Raw genomic sequence first — 22,908 nt, forward strand, 5'->3', positions numbered from 1 at the left:
GACGGCTTCGCCCTGTTCTCTGACCGAAACGTCGTCGCCATGCGCGTCGGCGGCGTCCTGAAGGACCTCGCTGCGACGGTCACCGACACCGACGACGTCGAGCCCGTCACGATCGACAGCCCCGACGGCCTGAACATCCTGCGTCACTCGACCGCGCATGTGCTCGCGCAGGCGGTGCAGCGGATCAACCCGCAGGCGAACCTCGGCATCGGTCCGCCCATCACCGACGGCTTCTACTACGACTTCGGCGTCGACACCCCGTTCACGCCCGAGGACATCAAGGCGATCTCCAAGGAGATGCAGCGCATCGTCCGCGAGGGCCAGCGCTTCGTCCGTCGCGTCGTGACCGACGAGGAGGCTCGTGCGGAGCTCGCGGACGAGCCGTTCAAGCTCGAGCTCATCGGGCTCAAGGGCCCGTCGACGGCCTCCGAGGGCGAGATCGCCGAGGGGGCATCCGTCGAGGTGGGCGAGGGTGAGCTCACGATCTACGACAACACCACCCGCGATGGCGAGGTCGTCTGGAAGGACCTCTGCCGCGGTCCGCACCTGCCCAACACGCGCATGATCGGCAATGGCTGGGACCTCACCCGCATCGCCGCCGCGTACTGGCGGGGGAGCGAGAAGAACCCGCAGCTCCAGCGCATCTACGGCACCGCATGGCCGACGAAGGACGAGCTGCGCGCCTACCAGGAGCGCATCGCCGAGGCCGAGCGCCGCGACCACCGCAAGCTCGGCGCCGAGATGGACCTGTTCTCGTTCCCGGACGAGATCGGCTCGGGACTGGCCGTGTTCCATCCCAAGGGCGGCATCATCCGCTACGAGATCGAGGAGAACCTGCGCAAGCATCTGCTGCGCAACGGCTACGACCTCGTCAACAGCCCGCACATCACGAAGAAGGATCTCTTCATGACGTCGGGGCACCTGCAGACCTATGCGGACGGCATGTTCCCCCCGATGCACCTCGACGAGGTCCTCGACGACGAGGGCAACGTCACCCGCCAGGGCCAGGACTACTACCTGAAGCCGATGAACTGCCCGTTCCACAACCTCATCTTCCGTTCGCGCGGGCGCTCCTACCGGGAGCTGCCGCTGCGTCTGGCCGAGTTCGGCACGGTCTACCGCTACGAGAAGTCCGGCACGCTCTCGGGGCTGACCCGCGTGCGCGGTCTGACCCAGGACGACGCGCACATCTACGTCGCCCAGGACCAGGTGAAGGAGGAGCTCACCACCAACCTGAACCTCGTGCTCGACCTGCTCCGCGACTACGGCCTCAACGACTTCTACCTCGAGCTCTCGACGAACGAGGAGGGCAACCCGAAGTTCCTCGGCGAGCCCGAGCAGTGGGCGACGGCGATCGACACGCTGCGCGAGGTCGCGATCGAGTCGGGTCTCGAGCTCGTGGCCGACCCGGGCGGCGCCGCCTTCTACGGCCCGAAGATCTCGGTGCAGGCCCGCGACGCCATCGGCCGCACCTGGCAGATGTCGACCATCCAGCTCGACTTCAACCAGCCCGACCGGTTCGAGCTGGAGTACACCGGTCCCGACGGGCAGAAGCACCGGCCTGTGATGATCCACCGGGCGCTCCTCGGCTCCGTCGAGCGCTTCTTCGCGATCCTCCTCGAGCACTACGCCGGCGACTTCCCGCTCTGGCTCGCGCCCAGCCAGGTGGTGGGTGTGCCGGTGGCCGAGCAGTACGGCGACTACCTGGACGACGTCATCGCGCAGCTCCGGGCGGCGGGCGTGCGGGCCGACGTCGACCACTCCGACGACCGGATGCAGAAGAAGATCCGGAATCACACCACCGCGAAGGTGCCGCTGATCCTCATCGTGGGGGAGCAGGATCGTGCCGCGGGGACGGTGTCGTTCCGCTTCCGCGACGGCACGCAGGAGAACGGCGTGCCGGTCGCCGACGCGGTGCGCCGGATCAGCGCCGCCATCGCCTCGCACGCGCTGGTGTTGAAGGCGGGAGACCTCGCATGACGGACGGTGAGGCGGACCTCGAGGACGCCTCCCGTCTCGTCGGGGTGCCCGACGAGTTCCAGCGGCTGTGGACCCCGCACCGGATGGCGTACATCCAGGCCGGGCCGGAGCCGCTGCGCGAGGAATGCCCGTTCTGCGAGGCACCGAAGTACCCGGATGCCGAGCGGCTCATCGTGGCGCGCGGGGAGACCGCGTACGTGCTGCTGAACCTCTTCCCGTACAACTCGGGGCACCTGCTCGTCTGCCCGTACCGGCACATCGCCACCTACGACCAGGCGACGGCCGAGGAGGTCGCCGAGATCGGCGCCCTCACCCAGACCGCGATGCGCGTGCTCCGCCAGGTCTCCGGCTGCGACGGCTTCAACCTCGGCATGAACCAGGGAGCGGTGGCCGGAGCGGGCGTGGACGCGCATCTGCACCAGCACGTGGTGCCGCGGTGGCGCTCGGACGCGAACTTCTTTCCGATCATCGCCAAGACGAAGGCGCTCCCGCAGCTCCTCGGCGAGGTGCGGGAGGCCGTCGCCGAGGCGTGGCCCCCCGCCGACCGCTGAGCCGTCGCGTCGGGCTCGGAGTGTGTCGCTGAGCCCAGGAGTGGGTCGCTGAGCCTGTCGAAGCGCGGCTACCAGTGCCCTTCGACAGGCTCAGGGACCCAGATCCCGGGCGGAGTCAGCGCACCTGGCGTGCGGTGAACTGCATCCGCGGGTTCGCGTAGAACTCCTGCGCCTCGACGAGCTGCAGCTCGCGCTCGCCCGAGTCGAGCGTGGCCTGCAGCAGGTCGTAGACGCTCGAGGCGGTGCGCTCCAGAGCGGTCTGCGCGCTGCCGGTCGCGACGTAGTGCGCGGTGAAGAGCGCGGCCGTCACGTCGCCGGAGCCGTTGGCCTTCATCGGCAGGTGCGGGGTCTGCACGAGCCACGCGCCCGCGTCGTCCACGGCGAGCATCTCGATCGTGCCCTCTTCGCGGTCCGGCCGCTCGACGCTCGTGACGAGCACCGTGCGCGGCCCCATCGCCCGCGCGAGGTCGACCGACGCGAGGGTCGACTCGAGCGTGTCGGGCTCGGTCTCGGTGAGGAAGCCCAGCTCGAACTGGTTCGGCGTGATGATGTCGGCCACCGGCACCACGCGTTCGCGGAGCAGGATCGGGATGGCCGGAGCCACGAAGCAGCCGGACTTCGCGTTGCCCATGACCGGGTCGCACGCGTACAGCGCCGTGGGGTTCGCGGCCTTCACCCTGGCGACCGCGTCGATGATGACGTCGCCGATGCCCTCGCTGCCCTGGTAGCCGCTGAGCACGGCGTCGATGGAACCGAACACGCCGCGCTCCTCGATGCCGGTGATGACCTCGCCCACATCGACGGGGTCGATCAGCGGGCCGCGCCAGGCGCCATACCCGGTGTGGTTCGAGAAGGTCACGGTGTAGACCGGCAGCACCTCGACGCCGATGCGCTGGAGCGGGAAGACAGCCGCGGAATTGCCGACGTGACCGTATGCGACGGCGGACTGGATGGACAGGATCTTCATACCCGGTCCCTTTCATTCTGGGCGGGCCGGAGCCCGCGTCGGGTGGTCATCGTCCGGCGGCGACGAGGTCGGCGATGAGGGTCTCCGTGTCGTCCTCGGAGAGGCCGTGCACGGTCAGGCGGAGGTGGCGCGAAGGCTCGGCGCGCTCGTCCAGCGCGAAGTCGTCGCCGGTGCGCGCGAGCCAGCCCCGGCGCATGAGGTGGTCGGCGATGGCGCGCGCCGGCTTGGCGAAGCCGACCCACAGGCTCAGGCCGTCCGGGTCCGGGGCGTCGATCCCCTCCGCGCGCAGGCGTTCCGCGAAGGCGGCGTTCCGCGCGGCATAGTGCCGACCTGCCTCCGCGATCTCCTCGCGCACGGCGGGGTCGGTGAGCTGGGCGAGCGTGAGGCGCTGCAGCAGGTGGCTCACCCAGGTGGTGCCGGGGCTGAGCCGCATCGCCAGGCGCTCAGCGGTCTCGGGATCGGTCGCCGCGAGGGCCAGGCACATGTCAGGGCCCAGGAACTTCGACACCGAGCGCACCAGGGCGAACCGTCGGTGCTCCGGGCCGATCAGCGACTCGTAGGGGCGCTGCGAGAGCAGAGAGAAGTGGTCGTCCTCGATCACGAGCACGTACGGGTGATCGGCGAGCACGGCCCGCAGCGCCTTCGCCCGGGCGGGGGAGAGGCTGACGCCCGTCGGGTTCTGTGCCCGCGGGGTGCAGATGACGGCGCGGACACCCGCGTCCAGAGCGGCACGGAGGCCGTCGACCGTCATGCCCTCCTCGTCCACCGGCACCGTGACGGCCCGGTACCCGCCGAGCCGCACGGTATGGATGCTCGCGAGGAAGCAGGGGTCCTCGAGGGCCACCGCGTCGTCCCGCATCAGGGCCTGGGCGAGCAGCCGTTCGACGGCATCCACGGCCCCGCTGGTGACGGTGACGCGGAAGTCCTGCCCTGGAAGGTCGGCGCCCATCCACTCCCGTGCCCACGCTTCGAGACCGCGGTCGATCACCGGCTCGCCGTAGAGCACGGGGCGGCGGCCGATCGTGCCGAGCGCCTGCGATGGGTCGGGGATCCGAGAAGGGTCGGGGTTGCCCGTGCCGATGTCGCGGAGCACGGTGTCCGGCGCGTAGCCCTCCTGCGGCACGACGTCGACGCCGGCGAGCACGGTGCCCGCGCGCCCTCGCGAATGCACGAGTCCCGCCTGCGCGAGCTGGCGGTAGGCGGCGACCGCGGTGTTCCGGTTGACACCGAGTGTCGCCGCGAGCTCGCGCACCGGAGGAAGGACCTCGCCGGGGCGGAGCGTGCCGCGGTCCCGGAGGGCGCGCACGCTGTCCGCGATCTCGGCCGCGGTGGTTCCCCTGATCTGCTCGCTCATGATCCTCCTCCGAGATTCTAGGTGGAGCGGACAGTGCTACCTTTGATCTAGATCAAAAACCATTTCGGATCATCCGACAGGAGACCCCCATGACCGAGCAGCCCACCACCGGATCCGCACGCGTGAAGCGCGGTCTCGCCGAGATGCTCAAGGGCGGCGTCATCATGGACGTCGTCACCGCCGAGCAGGCGAAGATCGCCGAGGACGCCGGCGCCGTCGCCGTCATGGCACTGGAGCGGGTCCCCGCGGACATCCGCGCGCAGGGCGGCGTCTCGCGGATGAGCGACCCGGACATGATCGACAGCATCATCGACGCAGTGTCCATCCCCGTCATGGCGAAGGCGCGGATCGGGCACTTCGTCGAGGCGCAGGTGCTGCAGGAGCTCGGCGTCGACTACATCGACGAGTCCGAGGTGCTCTCGCCCGCCGACTACGTGAACCACATCGACAAGTTCGGCTTCACCGTGCCGTTCGTCTGTGGGGCCACGAACCTGGGGGAGGCGCTGCGCCGCATCAACGAGGGCGCGGCGATGATCCGCTCCAAGGGCGAGGCCGGCACGGGTGACGTCTCCGAGGCGATGAAGCACATCCGGAAGATCCGGGGAGAGATCGCCGCGCTGACCGCGCTGCCGAAGGACGAACTGTTCGTGGCGGCGAAGGAGTTGCAGGCGCCCTATGAGCTCGTCGCCGAGATCGCCGAGACCGGGAAGCTCCCCGTGGTGCTGTTCGTCGCCGGTGGGGTCGCGACTCCGGCCGACGCGGCGATGATGATGCAGCTCGGCGCCGACGGCGTGTTCGTCGGCTCCGGCATCTTCAAGTCCGGCAATCCCGCCGAGCGGGCGAAGGCCATCGTGAAGGCCACCACGTTCTTCGACGACCCGAAGGTGATCGCCGAGGTGTCCCGCGGGCTGGGCGAGGCGATGGTCGGCATCAATGTGAGCGACCTGCCCGCGCCGCACCGCCTCGCCGAGCGTGGCTGGTAGTCCGCGCGTCGGCGTCCTCGCGCTCCAGGGGGACGTGCGGGAGCATGCCGCGCTCCTCGAGGCCCTCGGCGCCGACGTCGCTCTGGTCCGTCGGCCCGAGGAACTCGCCCGGGTCGACGGCCTCGTGATCCCTGGCGGCGAATCGACCGTGATCGACAAGCTGTCGCGGCTGTTCGGGCTGCAGCAGCCGATCCGCGACGCGATCGCCGGCGGGATGCCGGTGCTCGGCACCTGCGCGGGGCTGATCCTGCTGGCCGATGAGGTCATCGACGCGATCGATGGGCAGCAGAGCTTCGGCGGACTCGATGCGGTCGTGCGGCGCAACGCGTTCGGGCGGCAGGCCGAGTCGTTCGAGGCGGAGCTGACGGTGCCCGCGTTCCACGAGCCGGTGACCGCAGCCTTCATCCGCGGACCTGTCGTGGAGGCGGTGGGGCCGCGGGCCTCGGTGCTCGCGACGCTGCCGGACGGCCGTGTGGTCGCCGTGGAGCAGGACGGGCTGCTCGGCCTGAGCTTCCACCCGGAGATCTCGAACGAGACGCGGTTCCACCGGCGCTTCCTGGATCGGATCTCCCGCCGTTGACTTCGCGACTGCGAGTTCAGGCCTGCGCGGGAGAACAGGCGCCTCCGCGCGCAGATGCCTGAACTCGCGCGAACGCCTGTGCCAGCGGAACCGGAGCGGTGCCGCGGCACGGTTCGATAGACTGGACGACGCCCTGGGCGGCGTTCCGGGGCGCAGACGACGAGCGGAGACTTATGTCCGGGCATTCCAAGTGGGCCACGACCAAGCACAAGAAGGCCGTCATCGACGCGCGCCGTGCGAAGTCCTGGGCCAAGCTCATCAAGAACATCGAGGTCGCGGCCAAGCTGGGCGGCGCCGATCTGCAGGGCAACCCGACGCTCTTCGACGCGGTGCTCAAGGCGAAGAAGACCTCCGTCCCCAAGGACAACATCGACCGCGCCATCAAGCGCGGTGCCGGCATCGGCGGCGAGGCCGTCGAGTACACCTCGATCATGTACGAGGGCTACGGGCCCAACGGCGTCGCGCTCATGATCGAGTGTCTGACCGACAACAAGAACCGCGCCGCGGCCGAGGTGCGCACGGCACTCAGCCGCAACGGCGGTACCCTCGCCGACCCGGGCAGTGTCGCCTACAACTTCAGCCGCAAGGGCGTCATCGTCGTCGGTTCCGAGGGCACCACCGAGGATGACGTGATGATGGCGGCGCTGGAGGCCGGCGCCGAGGAGATCGAGCCGCACGCCGAGGGCTTCGAGGTCATCACCGAGGCGAGCGATCTCGTGGCCGTCCGTTCCGCGTTGCAGGACGCCGGGATCGACTACGAGTCGGCCGACGTCGAGTTCGTGCCGAACCTCAAGGTCGAGATCGACGCCGAGACCGCCCGCAAGGTGTTCCGCCTCATCGATGCGCTCGAAGACAGCGAGGACGTGCAGAACGTCTTCAGCAACCTCGACCTGTCCGCCGAGGTCCAGGCGGAGCTCGAGAACGACGACGCCTAGGCGCGGCGCGAGTCGACGACGGCGCACGCGGCCTAGCCTGATCGGGTGACCACTTCGCTGCGCGTGCTCGGCATCGACCCCGGACTGACCCGGTGCGGTGTCGGGATCGTCGATGTCGACCGTGCCCGCCGCGGCACGCTGGTCCACGTGGGGGTGATCCGCTCCGCCCCGGATGCGGAGATCGGCGACCGCCTCGCCGTCGTCGCGGCGGGCATCCGCGCCGCGATCGCCGAGCACCGCCCCGATGCGGTCGCGGTCGAGAGGGTGTTCGCGCAGCAGAACACGCATACGGTCATGGGCACCGCGCAGGCGAGCGGTGTTGCGCTCCTGATCGCCGCCGAGGCGGGCCTGCCGGCGGCGACCCACACGCCGAGCGAGGTCAAGGCCGCGGTGACCGGGTACGGCTCCGCCGACAAGCGTCAGGTCCAGGCGATGATCGCGCGGATCCTCCGGCTGGACGCGCCTCCGCAGCCCGCGGACGCGGCGGACGCCCTGGCGATCGCGCTGTGTCACGCCTGGCGCCGCGGCGCTCCGTCGACGAGCCGCACCGGTGGCGGCCTGACCCCCGCGCAGCGCGCATGGGCCGACGCGGAGCGTGTCGCTCGAACATATCTACGAGCCGGCTCCTAGACTGAGAGGATGATCTCCTCTCTGCACGGCACCGTGCTGCACACGACGCCGGACCAGGTCATCATCGACGTCGGCGGCGTGGGCTTCGCGGTCGCGGTCCCGGCCGATGTCGCCCACACCGCGACGGTGGGGGAGAAGCTCCTGCTGCACACGAGCCTCATCGTGCGGGAGGACTCGCTGTCTCTGTTCGGGTTCGCCGACCGCGGAGAGCTGGAGATCTTCAGCCTGCTGCTCAGCGTCACCGGGGTCGGTCCCAAGTCGGCGCTCGGCGTGCTGTCGCATCTCACCGCCGACCAGATCGCCGAGGCGGTGACCGCGGAGGACGACGCGCCGTTCCGTCGGGTCTCCGGCATCGGCCCGAAGACGGCCAAGCTGATCGTCGTGCAGCTCGCCGGCAAGGTGCAGCCCGTGGCTGCGCCGTCGGCTCCCGCGGCGGCCGGAGGCGGGGACATCGTCACCCAGGTGACGGTGGCGCTCGTCGGGCTCGGCTGGTCGGAGAAGGTCGCAGCCGAGGCGGCGACCCAGACGGCGACGGATGCGACGGACACCGAGCGCGCGTCGGTCGCCCTCCTCCTGCGGCGTACGCTCGCGCTGCTCGGACCCGCGCAGGCAGGCCAGGGCCGTGGCTGACGCCCTCGATCCGACCGAGCCGACGGACGAGTCCGAACTCGCCATCGAGGGCGCCCTCCGCCCCTCGAGCCTCGACGAGTTCGTGGGGCAGCAGAAGGTGCGGGGACAGCTGCAGCTCCTCCTGGAGGCGGCCCGCATCCAATCGCGCCCCGCGGACCACATCCTGCTCGCCGGCCCTCCCGGACTCGGCAAGACGACGCTGGCGATGATCGTGGCGCACGAGAGCGAGCGTCCGCTGCGCATGTCCAGCGGGCCTGCGATCCAGCACGCCGGGGATCTGGCGGCGCTGCTGTCGAGCCTCGTGCCCGGCGAGGTCCTCTTCATCGACGAGATCCATCGCATGGCCCGGTCGGCGGAGGAGATGCTGTACCTCGCCATGGAGGACTACCGGATCGACATCATGGTCGGGAAGGGCGCGGGGGCGACCAGCATCCCGCTGGAGCTGTCTCCGTTCACCCTGGTCGGTGCCACCACGCGTTCCGGGCTGCTGCCCAATCCGCTCCGGGACCGGTTCGGTTTCACCGGGCACCTCGAGTTCTACGACGAGGGGGAGCTGGAGCGGGTGATCGGCCGTTCCGCTGCGGTGCTCGGCGTCGACCTCCCGACGGACTCGCTCTCCGAGATCGCGCGACGCTCCCGCGGGACCCCGCGCATCGCGAACCGGCTGCTGCGCCGCGTGCGCGACTATGCGCTCGTGCACGGTGGTGGCGAGGCGACGCTCAGCGGCGTGCGGGCGGCCCTCGACCTCTACGACGTGGACGCGATCGGACTGGACCGTCTGGACCGCGCGGTGCTGGAGGCCCTGGTGCGTCGGTTCCGCGGCGGACCGGTCGGCCTGAGCACGCTCGCGGTGGCGGTGGGAGAGGAGCCGGAGACCGTCGAGAGCGTGGTCGAGCCCTATCTCGTCCGGATCGGCTTCCTGGGCAGGACGCCCCGAGGGCGGGTCGCGACGCCGGAGGCCTACGACCACCTCGGTGTGGCGCACCCGGACGGGATGCTGAAGTTGGATGACCTATAATCGCTGAAGACTTCCCCGATACCGCTGTGCGCCCAAAGGCTGGTGCGTGCACCTGAGAAAGGCGCCATCCCCATGCCCATGGAATTTGTCCTCTTCGGACTCCTCGCCGTCCTGCTGATCTTCATGATCTTCAACACGCGCAAGCGCACCCGGCAGATGAAGGCCGAGCAGGAGGAGAAGGCGACCAAGACGGTGCCCGGCGCCAAGGTCCTGCTGCAGGGCGGCATCTACGGCACCATCGTCGCGTACGACGCCGAAGACCTCGATTCCCCGGCCCTCGTGGAGATCGCGCCCGGCACCGTCATCGAGGTGCACAGCCAGGCCATCCTCCGTGTCGTGGAGCCCAAGGACGCCATCGTCGACGCGCCTCTCGCCGGCGCGGACGACCACATCGTCGACGAGACCGCCGCTCCCGCGCTGGAGACGCCGGAGGAGACCCGCGCCCGCCTCGAGCGGGACGCCGACGACAAGTAGCACGCGGGCCGTCACGGCCTCCCGGATCACCGTCCTTCCAGAAAGCTGAACACACGTGGCTTCATCCTCTCCCGTCCGCCACGCCTGGCGGGTCCTCCTCGGCCTGCTCCTCGTGACGGGCGTGCTCTTCGGCATCAATGCGCTGGGTGTGTACGTCTTCAAGCAGAGCTCGTGGACACCCGAGCTCGCGCTCGATCTGCAGGGCGGCACCCAGATCGTCCTGAGCGCCGAGACCGAGGACGGAGCCGCGCCGACGCAGGAGCAGCTCGATCAGGCCGCGGCGATCATCCGTCAGCGTGTCGACGCCTCCGGCGTCGCCGAGGCCGACATCACCACCGAGGGCGGGCGCAACATCGTCGTCCAGATCCCCGGTGAGGCTGACGAGCAGACGCGGCAGCGCATCCAGTCCAGCGCTCAGCTCGAGTTCCGTCCGGTGCTCTACACCACGGCGGCGAGCACCGAATTCGTCGGCGAGGACGGCAACTCGACGCCGTACCCGAGCCCGGACCCGTCGCTGAACGCGGAGCCCACGGCGGAGCCCACGGACGCCAGCGACCTCTCGTGGGTCACCGACAAGCTCGCGGCGGAGTTCCAGGCGTACGACTGCGCCAACCCCGCCAACGACCCGTCGAAGGCCCCGAAGGACGAGCCGGTGATCGCCTGCTCGCCCGATGACACGGCCAAGTTCATCCTGGGCCCGGCTGAGCTGGACGGCCGCGCGATCACCGACGCCACCGCGGGACGCGACCCGCGCTCCGGTGCCTGGATCGTGCAGCTCACCATGAACGGCGAGGGCGCGGACGCCTTCGGCCAGGTCAGCACCCGCCTCAACCAGAACCGCATCGACGGACTGTCGCCGCGCGACCAGTTCGCATTCGTGCTCGACGGCGAGGTCATCAGCGCACCGCGCATGAACGGCGTCATCCTCGACGGCCGTCCCAGCATCTCGGGCAGCTTCACGCAGGAGAGCGCGACGACCCTGGCCGACCAGCTCAAGTTCGGAGCCCTTCCGCTCAGCTTCGAGGTGCAGAGCTCGGACACGATCTCCGCGACCCTCGGCACCCAGCAGCTCCAGATCGGTCTGATCGCGGGCCTCATCGGTCTCGCGCTCGTGGCGGTGTACTCACTGCTGTCGTACCGGGCGCTCGGGACGGTGATCATCGCGTCGATCGCGGTGATGGCGGTGCTCACGTACATCGTCATCTGCATCCTGGCGTGGCGGATCGGCTTCCGGCTGTCGCTCGCCGGCGTCGCCGGCCTGATCGTGTCGATCGGCTTCACCGCGGACTCCTTCATCGTCTACTTCGAGCGCATCCGAGACGAACTGCGCGACGGCAAGTCGATCACGGGCGCCGTCGAGGACGGCTGGGGTCGGGCGAAGCGGACGATCTACATCTCCAAGTCCATCAACGTCCTGGCCGCCGTGGTGCTGTACATCCTCGCCGACTCGACGGTGAAGGGCTTCGCGTTCACCCTCGGCCTCACGACGGTCATCGACGTGCTGATCTTCGTCATCTTCACCCACCCGGTCATGCAGCTGCTCGCTCGTACGCGGTTCTTCGGCGGCGGGCACAAGCTCTCCGGCCTGGATCCGGAGGCCCTGGGTGCCGTGTACCGGAGCCGCTCGCAGTACCGCGAGGTCGCCACGGCATCCGCGGGGCGCGGGGCGAAGAACGCGCGTTCGCGCGGAGAGGCGGATCGCCGGCAGACCATCGCCGAGCGCAAGCGGGCGGAGGCCCTCGCCGCCGAGAGACAGACCACGGCCGGAAGTGAGGGAGACAACTGATGCCTTCCATGAATGAGTTCGGCAACAACCTCTACACGGGCAAGACGTCCTTCCCGTTCGTCGGGCGCCGTCGCCTCTGGTTCATCATCGCGATCGCTCTGGTCGTCGGCTCGGCCCTCGTGCCGCTGTTCCGCCCGATCCAGTTCTCGATCGAGTTCACCGGCGGCTCGCAGTTCACCGTCGCCGCGCCCGACACCACGGATCAGGACACCGCGACCGAAGCGGTGCAGTCGGTGGTTCCCGGCGCCGCCACCAAGGTCGTCATCGTCAACGACCAGGACGTCCGGGTGCAGACCGATCAGATGACGGAGGCGGAGACACAGCAGGTGGCGGGCGCCCTCGCCGACGCCTACGGCGTCGAGCCCGATGCGGTGGCCTCCTCGTTCATCGGCCCGGCCTGGGGCGAGAGCGTGACCCGGCAGTCCCTGTGGGGCCTGGCGATCTTCCTCGCGCTGACCTTCCTCATCCTCGCCATCTACTTCCGCACGTGGAAGATGTCGGCGGCCGCGATCATCGGTCTGCTCGACGTGCTCGTGATCACGGTCGGCGTGTACGCCCTCGCCGGGTTCGAGATCTCGCCGGCGGCCGTCATCGGCTTCCTGACGATCCTCGCGTACTCCCTGTACGACACCACTGTCGTGTTCGACAAGATCAGGGAGAACACCACGGAGGACGGGGAGAAGACGTCGCGGCTGTTCGGGGAGTCGGTCAACCTCGCGGTGAACCAGACCCTCATCCGGTCGATCAACACCTCCGTGGTGGCGGCGCTGCCGGTCGGTGCGATCCTCTTCATCGGCGCCTTCTGGCTCGGTGCAGAGACGCTGACCGACATCTCGCTGTCGATCTTCGTGGGCATCCTCGTGGCGACGTACTCGACGCTCTTCGTGGCCGCGCCGCTGTACTCGCTGTTCCGTGAGAACGAGCCGCAGATCAAGGAGCGCGACGCCCGTATCCGTGCCGCACGGACCAAAGCGGCTGTCGACGCCTGACGCCCCCGCCGCGGGGCCGACCCCCGCTCAGCGCGCGTAGGATTGTCTGATTCGGAGGTGAGTGGATGGCGGAGCCGCAGACGGCATCGCAGGGTTCGAGTCTGCGACGGCTGGTGCCCCGCATCTTCTCGCGCGCGTCCCGGATCAACGATCTCGACAATCTGATCCGCACCGTCAGGGCCAACCACCCGAAGGGCGACTTCGCCGTCATCTCCCGCGCCTATGCCGTGGCGAAGGACAAGCACGAGGGACAGAAGCGGCAGAGCGGCGAGCCGTACATCACGCACCCGCTCGCCGTCGCGCAGATCCTCGCGGAGCTCGGTCTCGGACCGCGCGCGATCGCCGCCGCCCTGCTGCACGACACCGTCGAGGACACCGGTTACGCGCTCACCGATCTGACCGCCGAGTTCGGCGACGAGGTCGCGATGCTCGTCGACGGCGTCACCAAGCTCGACAAGGTCAAGTACGGCGAGAGCGCGCAGGCCGAGACCGTCCGCAAGATGATCGTCGCGATGTCGAAGGACATCCGGGTCCTGCTCATCAAGCTCGCCGACCGGCTCCACAACGCCCGCACCTGGGGCTTCGTCCCGCCGGAGAAGGCGGCGAAGAAGGCCAAGGAGACGCTGGAGATCTACGCGCCGCTGGCCAATCGCCTCGGCATCCAGGCGATCAAGTCGGAGCTCGAAGACCTGTCCTTCGCGGTCCTCCACCCGAAGATCTACAACGAGATCCACAGCCTCATCGCCCAGCGCACCCCGCAGCGCGAGAAGTACCTGAGCCAGGTCATCGAGGAGATCGACGAAGACCTCCGCGACCTGCGCATCCGCGGCAAGGTCGTCGGCCGGCCCAAGCAGCTGTACTCGGTGTATCAGAAGATGGTCATCCGCGGTCGCGAGTTCGACGACATCTACGACCTGATCGGGATCCGTGTCCTCGTCTCGTCCGTGCGCGACTGCTACGCCGTGCTCGGGGCCATCCACGCCCGCTGGACGCCGCTGCCCGGCCGGTTCAAGGACTACATCGCCACCCCGAAGTTCAACCTCTACCAATCGCTGCACACGACCGTGATCGGCCCGGCCGGTCGCACGGTCGAGATCCAGATCCGCACGCACGAGATGCACCACCAGGCGGAGTACGGCGTCGCCGCGCACTGGATGTACAAGGAGCGGATGAACGGCGGAGGCAAGGCCGAGGTCCGCGCCTCCGACACCGACATGGCGTGGCTTGCGCACATCTCCGACTGGCAGGCCGAGACCGCAGACCCCGGGGAGTTCCTCGACTCCCTGCGGTTCGAGATCGGCGCCAAGGAGGTCTACGTCTTCACCCCGAAGGGGCGCGTGATCGGTCTCCCGGCCGGCGCCACCCCGGTGGACTTCGCCTACGCCGTGCACACCGAGATCGGGCACCGCACCATGGGCGCCAAGGTCAACGGACGCCTGGTGCCTCTGGAGTCGGAGCTGAAGAGCGGCGACGTCGTGGAGGTCTTCACCTCCAAGAATCCGGACGCGGGGCCGAGCCAGGACTGGCTCGGGTTCGTCAAGAGCACCCGTGCCAGGAACAAGATCCGCGGCTGGTTCACCAAGGAGCGCCGCGAAGAGGCCATCGAGCAGGGCAAGGAGGCGATCGCCCGCGCGATGCGCCGGCAGAACCTCCCGCTGCAGCGTCTGATGAGCCAGGACTCGTTCACCGAGGTCGCTCACCAGATGCACTACGAGGACGTCTCGGGTCTCTACGCCGCGGTCGGCGAGGGCCACGTCTCGACCCAGTCGGTGCTGGAGAAGGTCACCGCGCTCGTCGCCACCGACGAGCCGACCACCGGGGCGATCGACCTTCCGGGAAGCGTCCAGACGCGAGAGTCGCGGGGCGGCGACTCCGGCGTGCTGGTGCGCGGCGCGAACGACATCCTCGTCAAGCTCGCGAAGTGCTGCACTCCGGTGCCCGGTGATCCCATCGTCGGCTTCGTCACCCGGGGGAGCGGCGTCTCCGTGCACCGGGCGGACTGCGTGAACGTGAAGGCTCTCAGCGGCGAGCAGGACCGCTTCGTCGAGGTCTCCTGGGCACCGACGAAGAAGAGCGTGTTCCGTGTGCAGATCCAGGTGGAGGCCCTGGACCGCTCCGGCCTCCTCTCGGACGTCACGCGGGTGCTCAGCGAGCATCACGTGAACATCCTGTCGGCGACCGTGTCGACGACGGATGAGCGCCTGGCACTCAGTCGTTTCGTGTTCGAGATGGGTGACGCCGTGCACCTGGACCGCGTCCTGAACGCGGTGCGCCGGATCGACGCCGTCTACGACGTGTACCGCGTCACGTCCTCCTGACGAGCCGCTCCAACGCCGCGACACCACTGACGCTGCCGGGCACTCGGTGCCGGGCCCGGAGGTCGGCGATGGCGCCGTCGAGCGCGGTCGGGTCGACCTGGGCGAGGGCCTGCATCCACGGGAGCACACGGGGATCGCGGTGCAGCGCCGTGGCGAGGTCGCCCATCGTGCGCACCGGCGACGTCACGAAGATCCCGCCGAGGCGGGCCAGGTCCGCCGCGGGGACCAAGGTGTCGTGGAACGACACTCTGGTCTGCACCCGCGGGCGCACCCGGCGCTCCACGCAGCGTCGCACGTGGTGGATCGACGGCGGGGCATCGCGGGCGCCGTGGATCCAGGCGGCACTGGGCCCGCAGGCCGCTGCGCCCTCCTGGACGAGCGCGGCGATGCTCTGCGCCCGCACATCGGGGGACTCCGGCAGATCAGCCGGGATGTAGGCGTCACCGACCTCGACGACATGGCCGTCGAGCCGGGCGGCACTGAGCTCGCCCACGCTCAGGCGCGCGCCGGGCAGATACAGCAGAGCGGGGTGCATGCCGCCAGTGTGGCGTGATGCACCCCGCTCATGCGGAGATCAGTGAACCTGTGGAGAGCTCAGCCGCCGAGGGCGTTGAGCCAGGCGCGACGGGCCTCGAGGGCGTCCGCTGCCTCCTTGGCGGCCTTGCTGTCCCCGGCCTTCTCGGCGGCGGCCAGTTCGGACTCGAGCTTCTCGATGGCCTCGTGGAGCTGCGAGCTCATGTCGTTCGCCCGCGCCTTGGTCTCGGGGTTGTTCTTCTTCCAGTCGACGTCCTCGCGCGCCTTGAGTGCCTGCTCGATGACGCGGAGCTTGTCGTCGAGTGCGCGCTCCTTGTCGCGCGGGAAGATGCGTCCGACCTCGTCCCACTCGCGCTGGATACGCGTGAGCAGGGCGCGGGCGCGCTTGATGTTCGGCTCGTCGGCGACCGCCTTCGCCTGCTCGAGCAGCGCCTGCCGGGCCTCGATCTTCGGAGCCGAGTCGGCCTCCTCCGCAGCGGCCTGCTCGGCACGGGCGGCGTAGAGAGCGTCTCCGGCGGCCTTGAACCGTGCCCACAGGGCGTCGTCGGCCTTGCGTCCGGCGCGACCGGCCGTCTTCCACTCGTCCAGGAGGGAGCGGTAGGCGGGGATGCCGTCGACCCCGCGCGGGGCCAGGGCCTCGGCGCGCTCGACCAGTCGGGACTTCGCGTCGCGCGCCGCCTTGTGCGCATCGTCGAGCTCGGAGTAGAACGCCCGGCGGTGCTTGTCGACGACGGCCCTGGCATCGCGGAACCGCTTCCAGAGCTGCTGCGAGACGCCCTTCGACAGGCGCGGACCGTTCTGCTGCTGCGCCTGCCAGGACTCGAACAGCTCGTTGAGCTCGGCGGTCACCTGCTTCCACTGGACCTTGCTCAGGTCGCGGGCGGCGATGGCTTCGGCACGCTCGACGAGGGCGGTGCGCTCGGCGACGGCCTGCTCGACGAGCTCCTTCGCCTGCTGCGCCTCCTGAGCGGTGGCCTCGGACAGCGACGCGGTCAGTGCGGTGAGGCGGTCGCGGAGACCGGCGAGGTCGCCGACGGCCGCGGCATCCGTAGCCTCGTCGATGAGGTGGGCGGCCTGCTTGGACAGGTCGCTCGCCGAGGCGCCGCCGGCCTGGTGACGCTGCTCGAGGGCGACGACCTTGAAGGCGATGTCGTCGTACTTGCGGACGAAGTAGGCCAGGGCCTCGTCGGGAGTGCCGTCCGGGTACTGACCGACGACGCGCCAGGACTCGCCCTCGCGCACCTCGACGGTGCCGTCTTCGGAGACCCGGCCCCATTCGCCGGCGGAGGTGACCGGGGTCGGCTTCGCCGCGGCCGGCGCGACGGCGGCCGGTGTCGGTGCCTTTCGCGGCAGCGGCACGGCGGGCGGGGTGGGAACGGGCGGGGTCGGCTTCGCGGGCTCGTTGGCAGACACGGTGATTCTCCTTGCGCGGTCACGCCGCGGGAGGCGGAAAGGACGAGGCTCAGCCTAGTACGCCCTCTCTGATCCGCGAGACCCCGTCTTCCCGCCGAGACCCCGTGCTTCGTGCGCGAACGAGGCGGGGTCTCGACGGCGACCCGGGGTCTCGACGAAGTGGGACGTTACCGTTTCGTGAGCAGAACGTTCGACGCAGGAAACACTCCGCGTCATCTCCGGGTAACACGGCGCTCCTATCGTCGCGACCACGACAGTCCCCAGGTCGACAGGAGTTCCATGGACGACAACGCAGCGCGCACAGCGGAGATCGTCGTCGTGGGGGCGGGCGTTGCGGCGCACCGCTTCGTCGCGCGGATGCTGGAGGATCCGGAGCGGGACGTGCGGATCACGGTGTTCGGAGACGAGGGGCGGCTGCCCTATGACCGCTCCGGGCTGGCGCGGGTGGTCGCGGGCGACGCGGCATCGGGCATCGATCTCGACCGGGCGCCGTTCCGCGACGATCGGGTGCGGTTGATCGACGACGACCGGGTGCTGCGTATCGACAGGGCGGGACGCCGCGTGCGGACCCGTTCGCGTCGCTGGTACGACTACGACGCGCTCGTCCTGGCGACCGGGACCCACGCCCGCCCGCTCGAGGTGCCAGGCATCCGCGCTCGTGGGGCCTTCACCTTCCGCGCGATGGAAGACGCGCAGACCCTGCGCGCGTTCCTGGCCATCCGCAGGACGGAGCTGCCACGTGCCCTCCGAGCGGTGGTGGTCGGCGGAGACGAGTCCGGGATCGACGTTGCGCTCGCTCTGGACGAGGCCGGAGTGCAGACGACTCTCGTCGCCACCGCGGATCGGCTGCTTCCCTCCGTGCTGTCGGCGCCCGCCGCGGCGGCGCTGCGGCGGGTCGTGGAGGCACGCGGGATCACCGTGCGGACCCGGACGCGGCTGACGCGCGTCGATCCCGACGAGGCCGGTGCCGTCACCGCGGTCGAGTTCCAGGACGGGACCTTCGCCCGGGCGGATCTCGTCGTGACGACCGGTGCACGGGCCAGAGACGAACTCGCGCGGAACGCCGGTCTCCCGGTGCGCCAGGGCGGAGGCGTGATCGTGGATGCCGCCGGACAGACAGAGGACGAGCGGATCCTCGCCATCGGGGACGTCACGGTGGGAGTCGGTCAGCTCGAGCGGGGCGTCGAAGCCGCATGCTCCTCCGCGGACCGTGCGGTCGCCGCCCTGTGGGGTGCTCCGCTCACGGACCGAGGACCGCGGCGCTGGTACGGACGGCCCGGTGGCATCGACCTCGCCGTCCTGCGGATCGACGACGTCCGTGGGTCGGCCTTCGCCGTCCCGCTGTCCGCCCTCGACGGACGCCGTTTCGGAGAGATCCTGCTCTCCGCAGATGCGCGTCAGGTGTACGGCACGACGACGATCGGCGAACAGGGTGAGGCATGGCTGGCGCGGTTCTCGCGCGATGACACCGATCGGCGCGCGGAGGTTCGCGTGCTTCTGGCTTCGGCAGCGTCCGACGACCGCGCGGACGAATGCGGCCACGGTCTCCTGACGCTCCCGCTGGACGCGCTGAGTGTCGAGCTGGATCGCCGGGGGATCCGGACGTTCGCCGATGCCCTGGCCGCAGCGGGGGAGAGCCGTGACTGCGGGCCCTGCCTCCGCCGTCTGGCGGTTGCGCTGCTGCAACGTGACCCCGCCCCTGCCGACATCCCCGACCGCCGACCGGGCGTCCGCCTCCGCGGTTCGGCCGCCGCTTCCGTCGTCGACGTCGAGGTCGAGGTCGGGAGGGAGATCGACGCTGCGCTCCTCCTCGTGATCGGCCGCCTGGCCCAGCGTCACGACGCCACGGTCGGTCTCGGCGAGGGGACGATCACCGTCGGGGGGATCCGGCGCGGCGACCTCCCGCGAGTGCTGGCGGGCCTCCGGGCCGCAGGCGCGGTGATCCGGACCTCGGAGCCGGAAGCCGGCGGGCGCCACCCGATGACGCCGCTGGTCGGACCCGCGGACGGGGGAACCCGCCGGCGTCGAGACCTGGACCGCAGCGGCACAGGGACGGCGGCGGGAGTGCGGTCCGCAGAGGGGGCGAGATGAGCGCGCCCACCCGCGTGGCCCCGGCACTCGTGGGTTCCCGCATCGCGGTCGTCGAGGTGGCACGGCCGGTGCGACCCGAGCCCGTCGACGCCGACGCGCTCCTGCACGCGCTCACCGGCAGCGGGTCGGAGGTCGTGCGGATCGTGTCGCTGCGGGACGATCAGGCGATCCCCGCCGGCACGAAGCGAACGGCGCACCGCATCGCGACCGGCCAGGTCGACGCTGTGCTGTTCCCCGCCGCCGAAGGCGTGCCAGGCCTCCTGGCGATCTTCGAGCGCCTCGGCATGCTCGATGCGGTGCGTGCTCGCGCGCGGGCTTCGCGGTTGCTCCTGGCGACCGCCGACCCCACAGCGACGGCTCAGCTGGCGGAGCTCGGACTGGCCGCGTCCACAGCGTGCGGGCCGACGGCGGAAGACCTCGCCCGCACTGTCATCGATCACTTCGCCCGCGCGGGGCGCGAACGGCGGACGGACGTCGGCGACGTGGCGGTACGCAGCGGGGGCATTCTCATCGACGGCGTGTTCGTCCCGCTCTCCCGCGGAGCCGTGAGCGTCATGGAAGCGCTGTTCGTGGCCGACGGGCGGGTGCTCAGCCGGACGGAGATCGGGCAGGTGCTCCCGGGCGGGCGGCGGAGTCCTCGAGCCGTCGAGGTCGCTGTGGCGCGGCTCCGCGAGGCCCTCGGCGACGTCGACCTCGTGCAGACCGTGGTCAAGCGCGGCTATCGACTCGCGGTGCTCGACGACTGATCCCGCCGGATCGGTTCACTCCGAGGGAGTGGCGGGCGCGGTCGGAGCCTCCGTCGGGGTATCGGTCGGCGCCGGGGACGGTTCGATCGAGGAGGTGGGCGAGGGGGACGGCGTCGGTTCCGGAGCGGTCACCTGCGCATGCACGACCTGGCTGACGATCGCGCCCACGACGATGAGGGCGCCGACGGTGATCGCGATGGCGTTGTCGCGGGTACGTCGGCGGATCTGGTCCTGGTGCCAGCGGGTGCGAGCGGTGTGCAGCCGAGCGCGCTCCGCCTCGGTGCGTGTCTGCGCCTTCTTGGAACCGCGTGCGGCCATGCCCTGCTTCTCCCGTCCGACGCCGGTCCACGACGTCGCCTGAGAGCCTACCGGGGCGCCGGCCTCGCCTCGTGTCCCCGGCCGCCGTTAGCCTGGAGGAATGTCCTCTCCCTCCGCCCTGCTCTCCGGGCAGACACCGCTCGCCGTGCGCATGCGTCCGGTGTCGCTGGACGAGGTCGCGGGACAGCGCCACCTGCTGCGGGCCGGGTCGCCCATCGTCGCCCTCGCCGATCCGGAGGCCAGCTCGCCCGGTGCGGTGTCGATCATCCTCTGGGGCCCGCCCGGCACCGGGAAGACCACGCTCGCCCAGGCCATCGCCCGGTCCTCCGGCCGCCGGTTCGTCGAGCTCTCGGCCATCACCGCCGGCGTGAAGGACGTGCGGGAGGTCATGCAGGAGGCGATCACCCAGCGCGACCTCTACGGGCAGACGACGATCCTCTTCCTCGACGAGATCCACCGCTTCACCAAGGCCCAGCAGGACGCCCTGCTGCCCGGCGTGGAGAACGGCTGGGTCATCCTCATCGCCGCCACCACGGAGAACCCCTCGTTCTCGGTGATCTCGCCTCTGCTGTCCCGGTCTCTGCTGCTCACGCTGCAGCCGCTCACCGATGACGACATCGGCGTGCTCGTGGATCGGGCGGTGTCGGACGCCCGCGGACTCGGAGGCGCGGTCGCGCTCACCGACGAGGCGCGGTCGGCCCTCATCCGTCTCGCGTCGGGGGACGCCCGTCGCGCCCTCACGGGGCTGGAGGCCGCCGCCGCGGTGGCGCTCTCGCACGCGGCGACGGCCGACGACGAGGGCGAGGACCAGGAGTCGACCGTCCCCGAGGTCACCGCCGACGATGTGGCGCAGGCCGTCGACAAGGCTCTGCTCCGCTACGACCGGCAGGGCGACGAGCACTATGACGTCATCAGCGCCTTCATCAAGTCGATCCGCGGCTCCGACCCGGACGCCGCGCTGCACTACCTCGCCCGCATGATCGAGGCGGGGGAGGACCCGCGGTTCATCGCCCGGCGGCTCGTCATCTCCGCATCCGAGGACGTCGGGCTCGCCGACCCCCAGGCACTCGGCATCGCCGTGGCCGCCGCCGACGCCGTGGCCTTCATCGGGATGCCTGAGGGACGCATCCCGCTCGCGGAGGCCACCGTGTACCTGGCCACGACCGCGAAGTCGAACGCGGCGTATGTCGGCATCGACGCGGCCATCGCCGACATCCGGGCCGGAGGGTTCGGGCGGGTGCCGCTGCACCTCCGCGACGCCCACTACCCGGGGGCCAAGCGCCTGGGCCACGGCCGCGGCTATCGCTACGCGCACGACAGCGAGTTCGGGATCGTGCCGCAGCAGTACCTGCCGGACGAGCTCGACGGACGCCACTACTACGAGCCGAAGAACCTGGGCGCGGAGCGCGACATCAGTGCACGGCTGGAGCGCATCCGCCGGATCCTCGGCGACCGGTGATCCGCGGGCCTTGGGTGTCTGCCGTCGTCTGTTAGACTTGAGCGGCTCGAAACCGTGTTTTCGGGCATCTCCTCGTTCACACCCCACCTCGACGGCACCCCGGCGTGCGCCCCGAGGAAGAACGCGGTGATACGTCCGTCGGACGTGAAATCCACGTCCACGTCATCGGAAGGATAACTTCGTGGTTACGAAGTCCCAGGACCGCCGCAAGGTGCGTCTCAGCCGCGCCCTCGGCGTGGCACTCACCCCCAAGGCCGCCCGCTACCTCGAGAAGCGTCCCTACGCTCCGGGCGAGCACGGCCGCACGAAGCGCAAGGCCGACAGCGACTACGCCGTCCGTCTGCGTGAGAAGCAGCGTCTGCGCGAGCAGTACGGCATCCGCGAGAAGCAGCTGCGTATCGCGTTCAACGAGGCCCGTCGCCAGGACGGTCTGACCGGTGAGAACCTCGTCGAGCTCCTCGAGATGCGTCTCGACGCGCTCGTGGTCCGTTCGGGCTTCGCCCGCACCACGGCGCAGGCTCGTCAGCTCGTCGTGCACCGTCACATCCTCGTCGACGGCCAGCTCGTCGACCGCCCGTCGTTCCGCGTGAAGCCGGGTCAGCTCATCCACGTCAAGCCCAAGAGCGAGGGCCTCGAGCCCTTCCAGGTGGCAGCCGCCGGCGGTCACGCCGAGGTCCTGCCCGCCGTTCCGGGTTACCTCGAGGTCGAGCTCGACAAGCTCCAGGCCCGCCTGGTCCGTCGTCCGAAGCGCGCCGAGGTCCCCGTGACCTGTGAAGTGCAGCTCGTCGTCGAGTACTACGCGGCTCGCTGATCCAGCGGAAGAGCATCAGGCAGGAGGCGTCGGGGTTCCCGACGCCTCCTGTCGTTTCCGCCTACGATGGAGAGACCGCGCCTTCGCGGCTCTAGGGCAAGGATGACGACATGAAGAATGTGCTGTGGTTCCTGATCGGCGTGATCGGCGGCTTCGTCGCGGCTCACTTCATGAACAAGGACCCGCGGGGCCACGACATCCTGGCCGACGTCGACGCCCGCCTCAACGGCCTCGCCGCGATCCTCAGCGACGCGTATCGCGCGCAGGAGGCTCGGCTGACCGAGCCGGGCGAGAACTGACCCCCCGCATCTGCGCCTCGGCGCGCCCCCTCACGCAAGGAC

At 70.1% G+C, this 22,908-nt stretch carries 22 protein-coding genes; 17 read left to right on the forward strand and 5 right to left on the reverse strand.

Annotation, left to right across the window (positions count from 1 at the left end):
- The first annotated feature begins 39 nt into the window (after window positions 1–39).
- Both thrS and AB0P08_RS07410 read left to right on the forward strand, forming a co-directional pair.
- Window positions 40–1,980 carry a threonine--tRNA ligase gene (gene thrS / locus AB0P08_RS07405; RefSeq protein WP_363589664.1) on the forward strand — a complete coding sequence of 647 codons (1,941 nt, stop codon included), beginning with the start codon at window positions 40–42 and terminating at the stop codon, window positions 1,978–1,980.
- Window positions 1,977–2,531, forward strand: coding sequence for an HIT family protein (locus AB0P08_RS07410; RefSeq protein ID WP_363589100.1), 555 nt, complete (start codon window positions 1,977–1,979; stop codon window positions 2,529–2,531). The genes thrS and AB0P08_RS07410 overlap by 4 nt, the downstream gene beginning before the upstream one ends.
- Before the next feature lie 115 nt (window positions 2,532–2,646).
- On the opposite strand, the gene pdxY is transcribed toward AB0P08_RS07410, so the two are convergent.
- Window positions 2,647–3,498, reverse strand: a complete 852-nt coding sequence (gene pdxY / locus AB0P08_RS07415; RefSeq protein WP_315637751.1) for a pyridoxal kinase PdxY — start codon at window positions 3,496–3,498, stop codon at window positions 2,647–2,649.
- A 46-nt stretch (window positions 3,499–3,544) separates the two neighbouring features.
- The gene (locus AB0P08_RS07420) at window positions 3,545–4,852 is read right to left on the reverse strand and encodes an aminotransferase class I/II-fold pyridoxal phosphate-dependent enzyme (RefSeq protein ID WP_363589102.1); all 1,308 of its coding nucleotides are present in this window, start codon (window positions 4,850–4,852) and stop codon (window positions 3,545–3,547) included.
- Between the two features lie 89 nt (window positions 4,853–4,941).
- Here AB0P08_RS07420 and pdxS point away from each other — a divergent pair, with 89 nt between their 5' ends.
- The 10 genes from pdxS to AB0P08_RS07470 all read left to right on the forward strand — a co-directional run bounded on the left by pdxS (window position 4,942) and on the right by AB0P08_RS07470 (window position 15,195).
- Window positions 4,942–5,835, forward strand: a complete 894-nt coding sequence (gene pdxS / locus AB0P08_RS07425; RefSeq protein WP_025103530.1) for a pyridoxal 5'-phosphate synthase lyase subunit PdxS — start codon at window positions 4,942–4,944, stop codon at window positions 5,833–5,835.
- The gene (gene pdxT, locus AB0P08_RS07430) at window positions 5,825–6,415 is read left to right on the forward strand and encodes a pyridoxal 5'-phosphate synthase glutaminase subunit PdxT (RefSeq protein WP_363589104.1); all 591 of its coding nucleotides are present in this window, start codon (window positions 5,825–5,827) and stop codon (window positions 6,413–6,415) included. Before pdxS ends, pdxT begins: the two co-directional genes overlap by 11 nt.
- A 173-nt stretch (window positions 6,416–6,588) precedes the next feature.
- Window positions 6,589–7,350, forward strand: a complete 762-nt coding sequence (locus AB0P08_RS07435) for a YebC/PmpR family DNA-binding transcriptional regulator (protein WP_363589106.1) — start codon at window positions 6,589–6,591, stop codon at window positions 7,348–7,350.
- Between the two features lie 45 nt (window positions 7,351–7,395).
- A complete protein-coding gene (gene ruvC / locus AB0P08_RS07440; RefSeq protein WP_363589108.1) occupies window positions 7,396–7,980 on the forward strand; it encodes a crossover junction endodeoxyribonuclease RuvC in 585 nt (194 codons plus the stop codon).
- Window positions 7,981–7,989: 9 nt separating this feature from the next.
- Window positions 7,990–8,610, forward strand: a complete 621-nt coding sequence (ruvA, locus tag AB0P08_RS07445) for a Holliday junction branch migration protein RuvA (RefSeq protein ID WP_259954517.1) — start codon at window positions 7,990–7,992, stop codon at window positions 8,608–8,610.
- Window positions 8,603–9,628 carry a Holliday junction branch migration DNA helicase RuvB gene (ruvB, locus tag AB0P08_RS07450; protein WP_259954516.1) on the forward strand — a complete coding sequence of 342 codons (1,026 nt, stop codon included), beginning with the start codon at window positions 8,603–8,605 and terminating at the stop codon, window positions 9,626–9,628. The genes ruvA and ruvB overlap by 8 nt, the downstream gene beginning before the upstream one ends.
- Window positions 9,629–9,700: 72 nt before the next feature.
- Window positions 9,701–10,102: a preprotein translocase subunit YajC gene (locus AB0P08_RS07455; RefSeq protein WP_327036709.1), complete on the forward strand. Its 402-nt coding sequence runs from the start codon at window positions 9,701–9,703 to the stop codon at window positions 10,100–10,102.
- Between the two features lie 55 nt (window positions 10,103–10,157).
- Entirely contained in the window at window positions 10,158–11,888 is a 1,731-nt protein-coding gene (secD, locus tag AB0P08_RS07460; protein WP_363589110.1) for a protein translocase subunit SecD, read from the forward strand.
- Window positions 11,888–12,877: a protein translocase subunit SecF gene (secF, locus tag AB0P08_RS07465; protein ID WP_187661522.1), complete on the forward strand. Its 990-nt coding sequence runs from the start codon at window positions 11,888–11,890 to the stop codon at window positions 12,875–12,877. Before secD ends, secF begins: the two co-directional genes overlap by 1 nt.
- Window positions 12,878–12,942: 65 nt before the next feature.
- Window positions 12,943–15,195 carry a RelA/SpoT family protein gene (locus AB0P08_RS07470; protein ID WP_363589112.1) on the forward strand — a complete coding sequence of 751 codons (2,253 nt, stop codon included), beginning with the start codon at window positions 12,943–12,945 and terminating at the stop codon, window positions 15,193–15,195.
- Here AB0P08_RS07470 and AB0P08_RS07475 read toward each other — a convergent pair.
- Window positions 15,182–15,730 carry a type IV toxin-antitoxin system AbiEi family antitoxin gene (locus AB0P08_RS07475; protein WP_187661520.1) on the reverse strand — a complete coding sequence of 183 codons (549 nt, stop codon included), beginning with the start codon at window positions 15,728–15,730 and terminating at the stop codon, window positions 15,182–15,184. The two genes, AB0P08_RS07470 and AB0P08_RS07475, sit on opposite strands and share 14 nt — an antisense overlap.
- 59 nt (window positions 15,731–15,789) lie before the next feature.
- Window positions 15,790–17,142, reverse strand: a complete 1,353-nt coding sequence (locus AB0P08_RS07480) for a DUF349 domain-containing protein (protein WP_363589114.1) — start codon at window positions 17,140–17,142, stop codon at window positions 15,790–15,792.
- A 279-nt stretch (window positions 17,143–17,421) separates the two neighbouring features.
- Here AB0P08_RS07480 and AB0P08_RS07485 point away from each other — a divergent pair, with 279 nt between their 5' ends.
- Window positions 17,422–19,233: an FAD-dependent oxidoreductase gene (locus AB0P08_RS07485; protein ID WP_363589116.1), complete on the forward strand. Its 1,812-nt coding sequence runs from the start codon at window positions 17,422–17,424 to the stop codon at window positions 19,231–19,233.
- Window positions 19,230–19,979 carry a winged helix-turn-helix domain-containing protein gene (locus tag AB0P08_RS07490; protein WP_363589118.1) on the forward strand — a complete coding sequence of 250 codons (750 nt, stop codon included), beginning with the start codon at window positions 19,230–19,232 and terminating at the stop codon, window positions 19,977–19,979. The genes AB0P08_RS07485 and AB0P08_RS07490 overlap by 4 nt, the downstream gene beginning before the upstream one ends.
- A 15-nt stretch (window positions 19,980–19,994) precedes the next feature.
- Here the strand turns inward: AB0P08_RS07490 and AB0P08_RS07495 are convergent, their stop codons facing one another.
- Entirely contained in the window at window positions 19,995–20,297 is a 303-nt protein-coding gene (locus AB0P08_RS07495; protein WP_187661516.1) for a hypothetical protein, read from the reverse strand.
- A gap of 100 nt (window positions 20,298–20,397) precedes the next feature.
- Between AB0P08_RS07495 and AB0P08_RS07500 the strand changes: the two genes are divergently transcribed.
- From AB0P08_RS07500 to AB0P08_RS07510, 3 genes are all read left to right on the forward strand, one after another.
- Window positions 20,398–21,756 carry a replication-associated recombination protein A gene (locus AB0P08_RS07500; RefSeq protein WP_363589120.1) on the forward strand — a complete coding sequence of 453 codons (1,359 nt, stop codon included), beginning with the start codon at window positions 20,398–20,400 and terminating at the stop codon, window positions 21,754–21,756.
- A 181-nt stretch (window positions 21,757–21,937) separates the two neighbouring features.
- The gene (gene rpsD, locus AB0P08_RS07505) at window positions 21,938–22,567 is read left to right on the forward strand and encodes a 30S ribosomal protein S4 (protein ID WP_187661514.1); all 630 of its coding nucleotides are present in this window, start codon (window positions 21,938–21,940) and stop codon (window positions 22,565–22,567) included.
- 110 nt (window positions 22,568–22,677) lie between these two features.
- Window positions 22,678–22,866 (forward strand): hypothetical protein, encoded by a 189-nt coding sequence (locus AB0P08_RS07510; RefSeq protein ID WP_025103513.1) that lies wholly within the window; start codon window positions 22,678–22,680, stop codon window positions 22,864–22,866.
- Window positions 22,867–22,908: the final 42 nt, after the last annotated feature.

Source organism: Microbacterium meiriae (genome assembly GCF_040686935.1).
GTDB lineage: Bacteria > Actinomycetota > Actinomycetes > Actinomycetales > Microbacteriaceae > Microbacterium > Microbacterium meiriae.

Bases quoted from the DNA above. Each gene is read 5' to 3' on its own strand.
- AB0P08_RS07455 (WP_327036709.1), top strand. From the start codon at position 9,701: ATGCCCATGGAATTTGTCCTCTTCGGACTCCTCGCCGTCCTGCTGATC.
- AB0P08_RS07500 (WP_363589120.1), top strand. From the start codon at position 20,398: ATGTCCTCTCCCTCCGCCCTGCTCTCCGGGCAGACACCGCTCGCCGTG.
- AB0P08_RS07435 (WP_363589106.1), top strand. From the start codon at position 6,589: ATGTCCGGGCATTCCAAGTGGGCCACGACCAAGCACAAGAAGGCCGTC.
- AB0P08_RS07490 (WP_363589118.1), top strand. From the start codon at position 19,230: ATGAGCGCGCCCACCCGCGTGGCCCCGGCACTCGTGGGTTCCCGCATC.
- pdxS (WP_025103530.1), top strand. From the start codon at position 4,942: ATGACCGAGCAGCCCACCACCGGATCCGCACGCGTGAAGCGCGGTCTC.
- AB0P08_RS07495 (WP_187661516.1), bottom strand. From the start codon at position 20,297: ATGGCCGCACGCGGTTCCAAGAAGGCGCAGACACGCACCGAGGCGGAG.
- AB0P08_RS07410 (WP_363589100.1), top strand. From the start codon at position 1,977: ATGACGGACGGTGAGGCGGACCTCGAGGACGCCTCCCGTCTCGTCGGG.
- AB0P08_RS07470 (WP_363589112.1), top strand. From the start codon at position 12,943: ATGGCGGAGCCGCAGACGGCATCGCAGGGTTCGAGTCTGCGACGGCTG.
- AB0P08_RS07485 (WP_363589116.1), top strand. From the start codon at position 17,422: ATGGACGACAACGCAGCGCGCACAGCGGAGATCGTCGTCGTGGGGGCG.
- AB0P08_RS07475 (WP_187661520.1), bottom strand. From the start codon at position 15,730: ATGCACCCCGCTCTGCTGTATCTGCCCGGCGCGCGCCTGAGCGTGGGC.
- AB0P08_RS07420 (WP_363589102.1), bottom strand. From the start codon at position 4,852: ATGAGCGAGCAGATCAGGGGAACCACCGCGGCCGAGATCGCGGACAGC.
- AB0P08_RS07510 (WP_025103513.1), top strand. From the start codon at position 22,678: ATGAAGAATGTGCTGTGGTTCCTGATCGGCGTGATCGGCGGCTTCGTC.
- secF (WP_187661522.1), top strand. From the start codon at position 11,888: ATGCCTTCCATGAATGAGTTCGGCAACAACCTCTACACGGGCAAGACG.
- pdxY (WP_315637751.1), bottom strand. From the start codon at position 3,498: ATGAAGATCCTGTCCATCCAGTCCGCCGTCGCATACGGTCACGTCGGC.
- ruvA (WP_259954517.1), top strand. From the start codon at position 7,990: ATGATCTCCTCTCTGCACGGCACCGTGCTGCACACGACGCCGGACCAG.
- thrS (WP_363589664.1), top strand. From the start codon at position 40: ATGCGCGTCGGCGGCGTCCTGAAGGACCTCGCTGCGACGGTCACCGAC.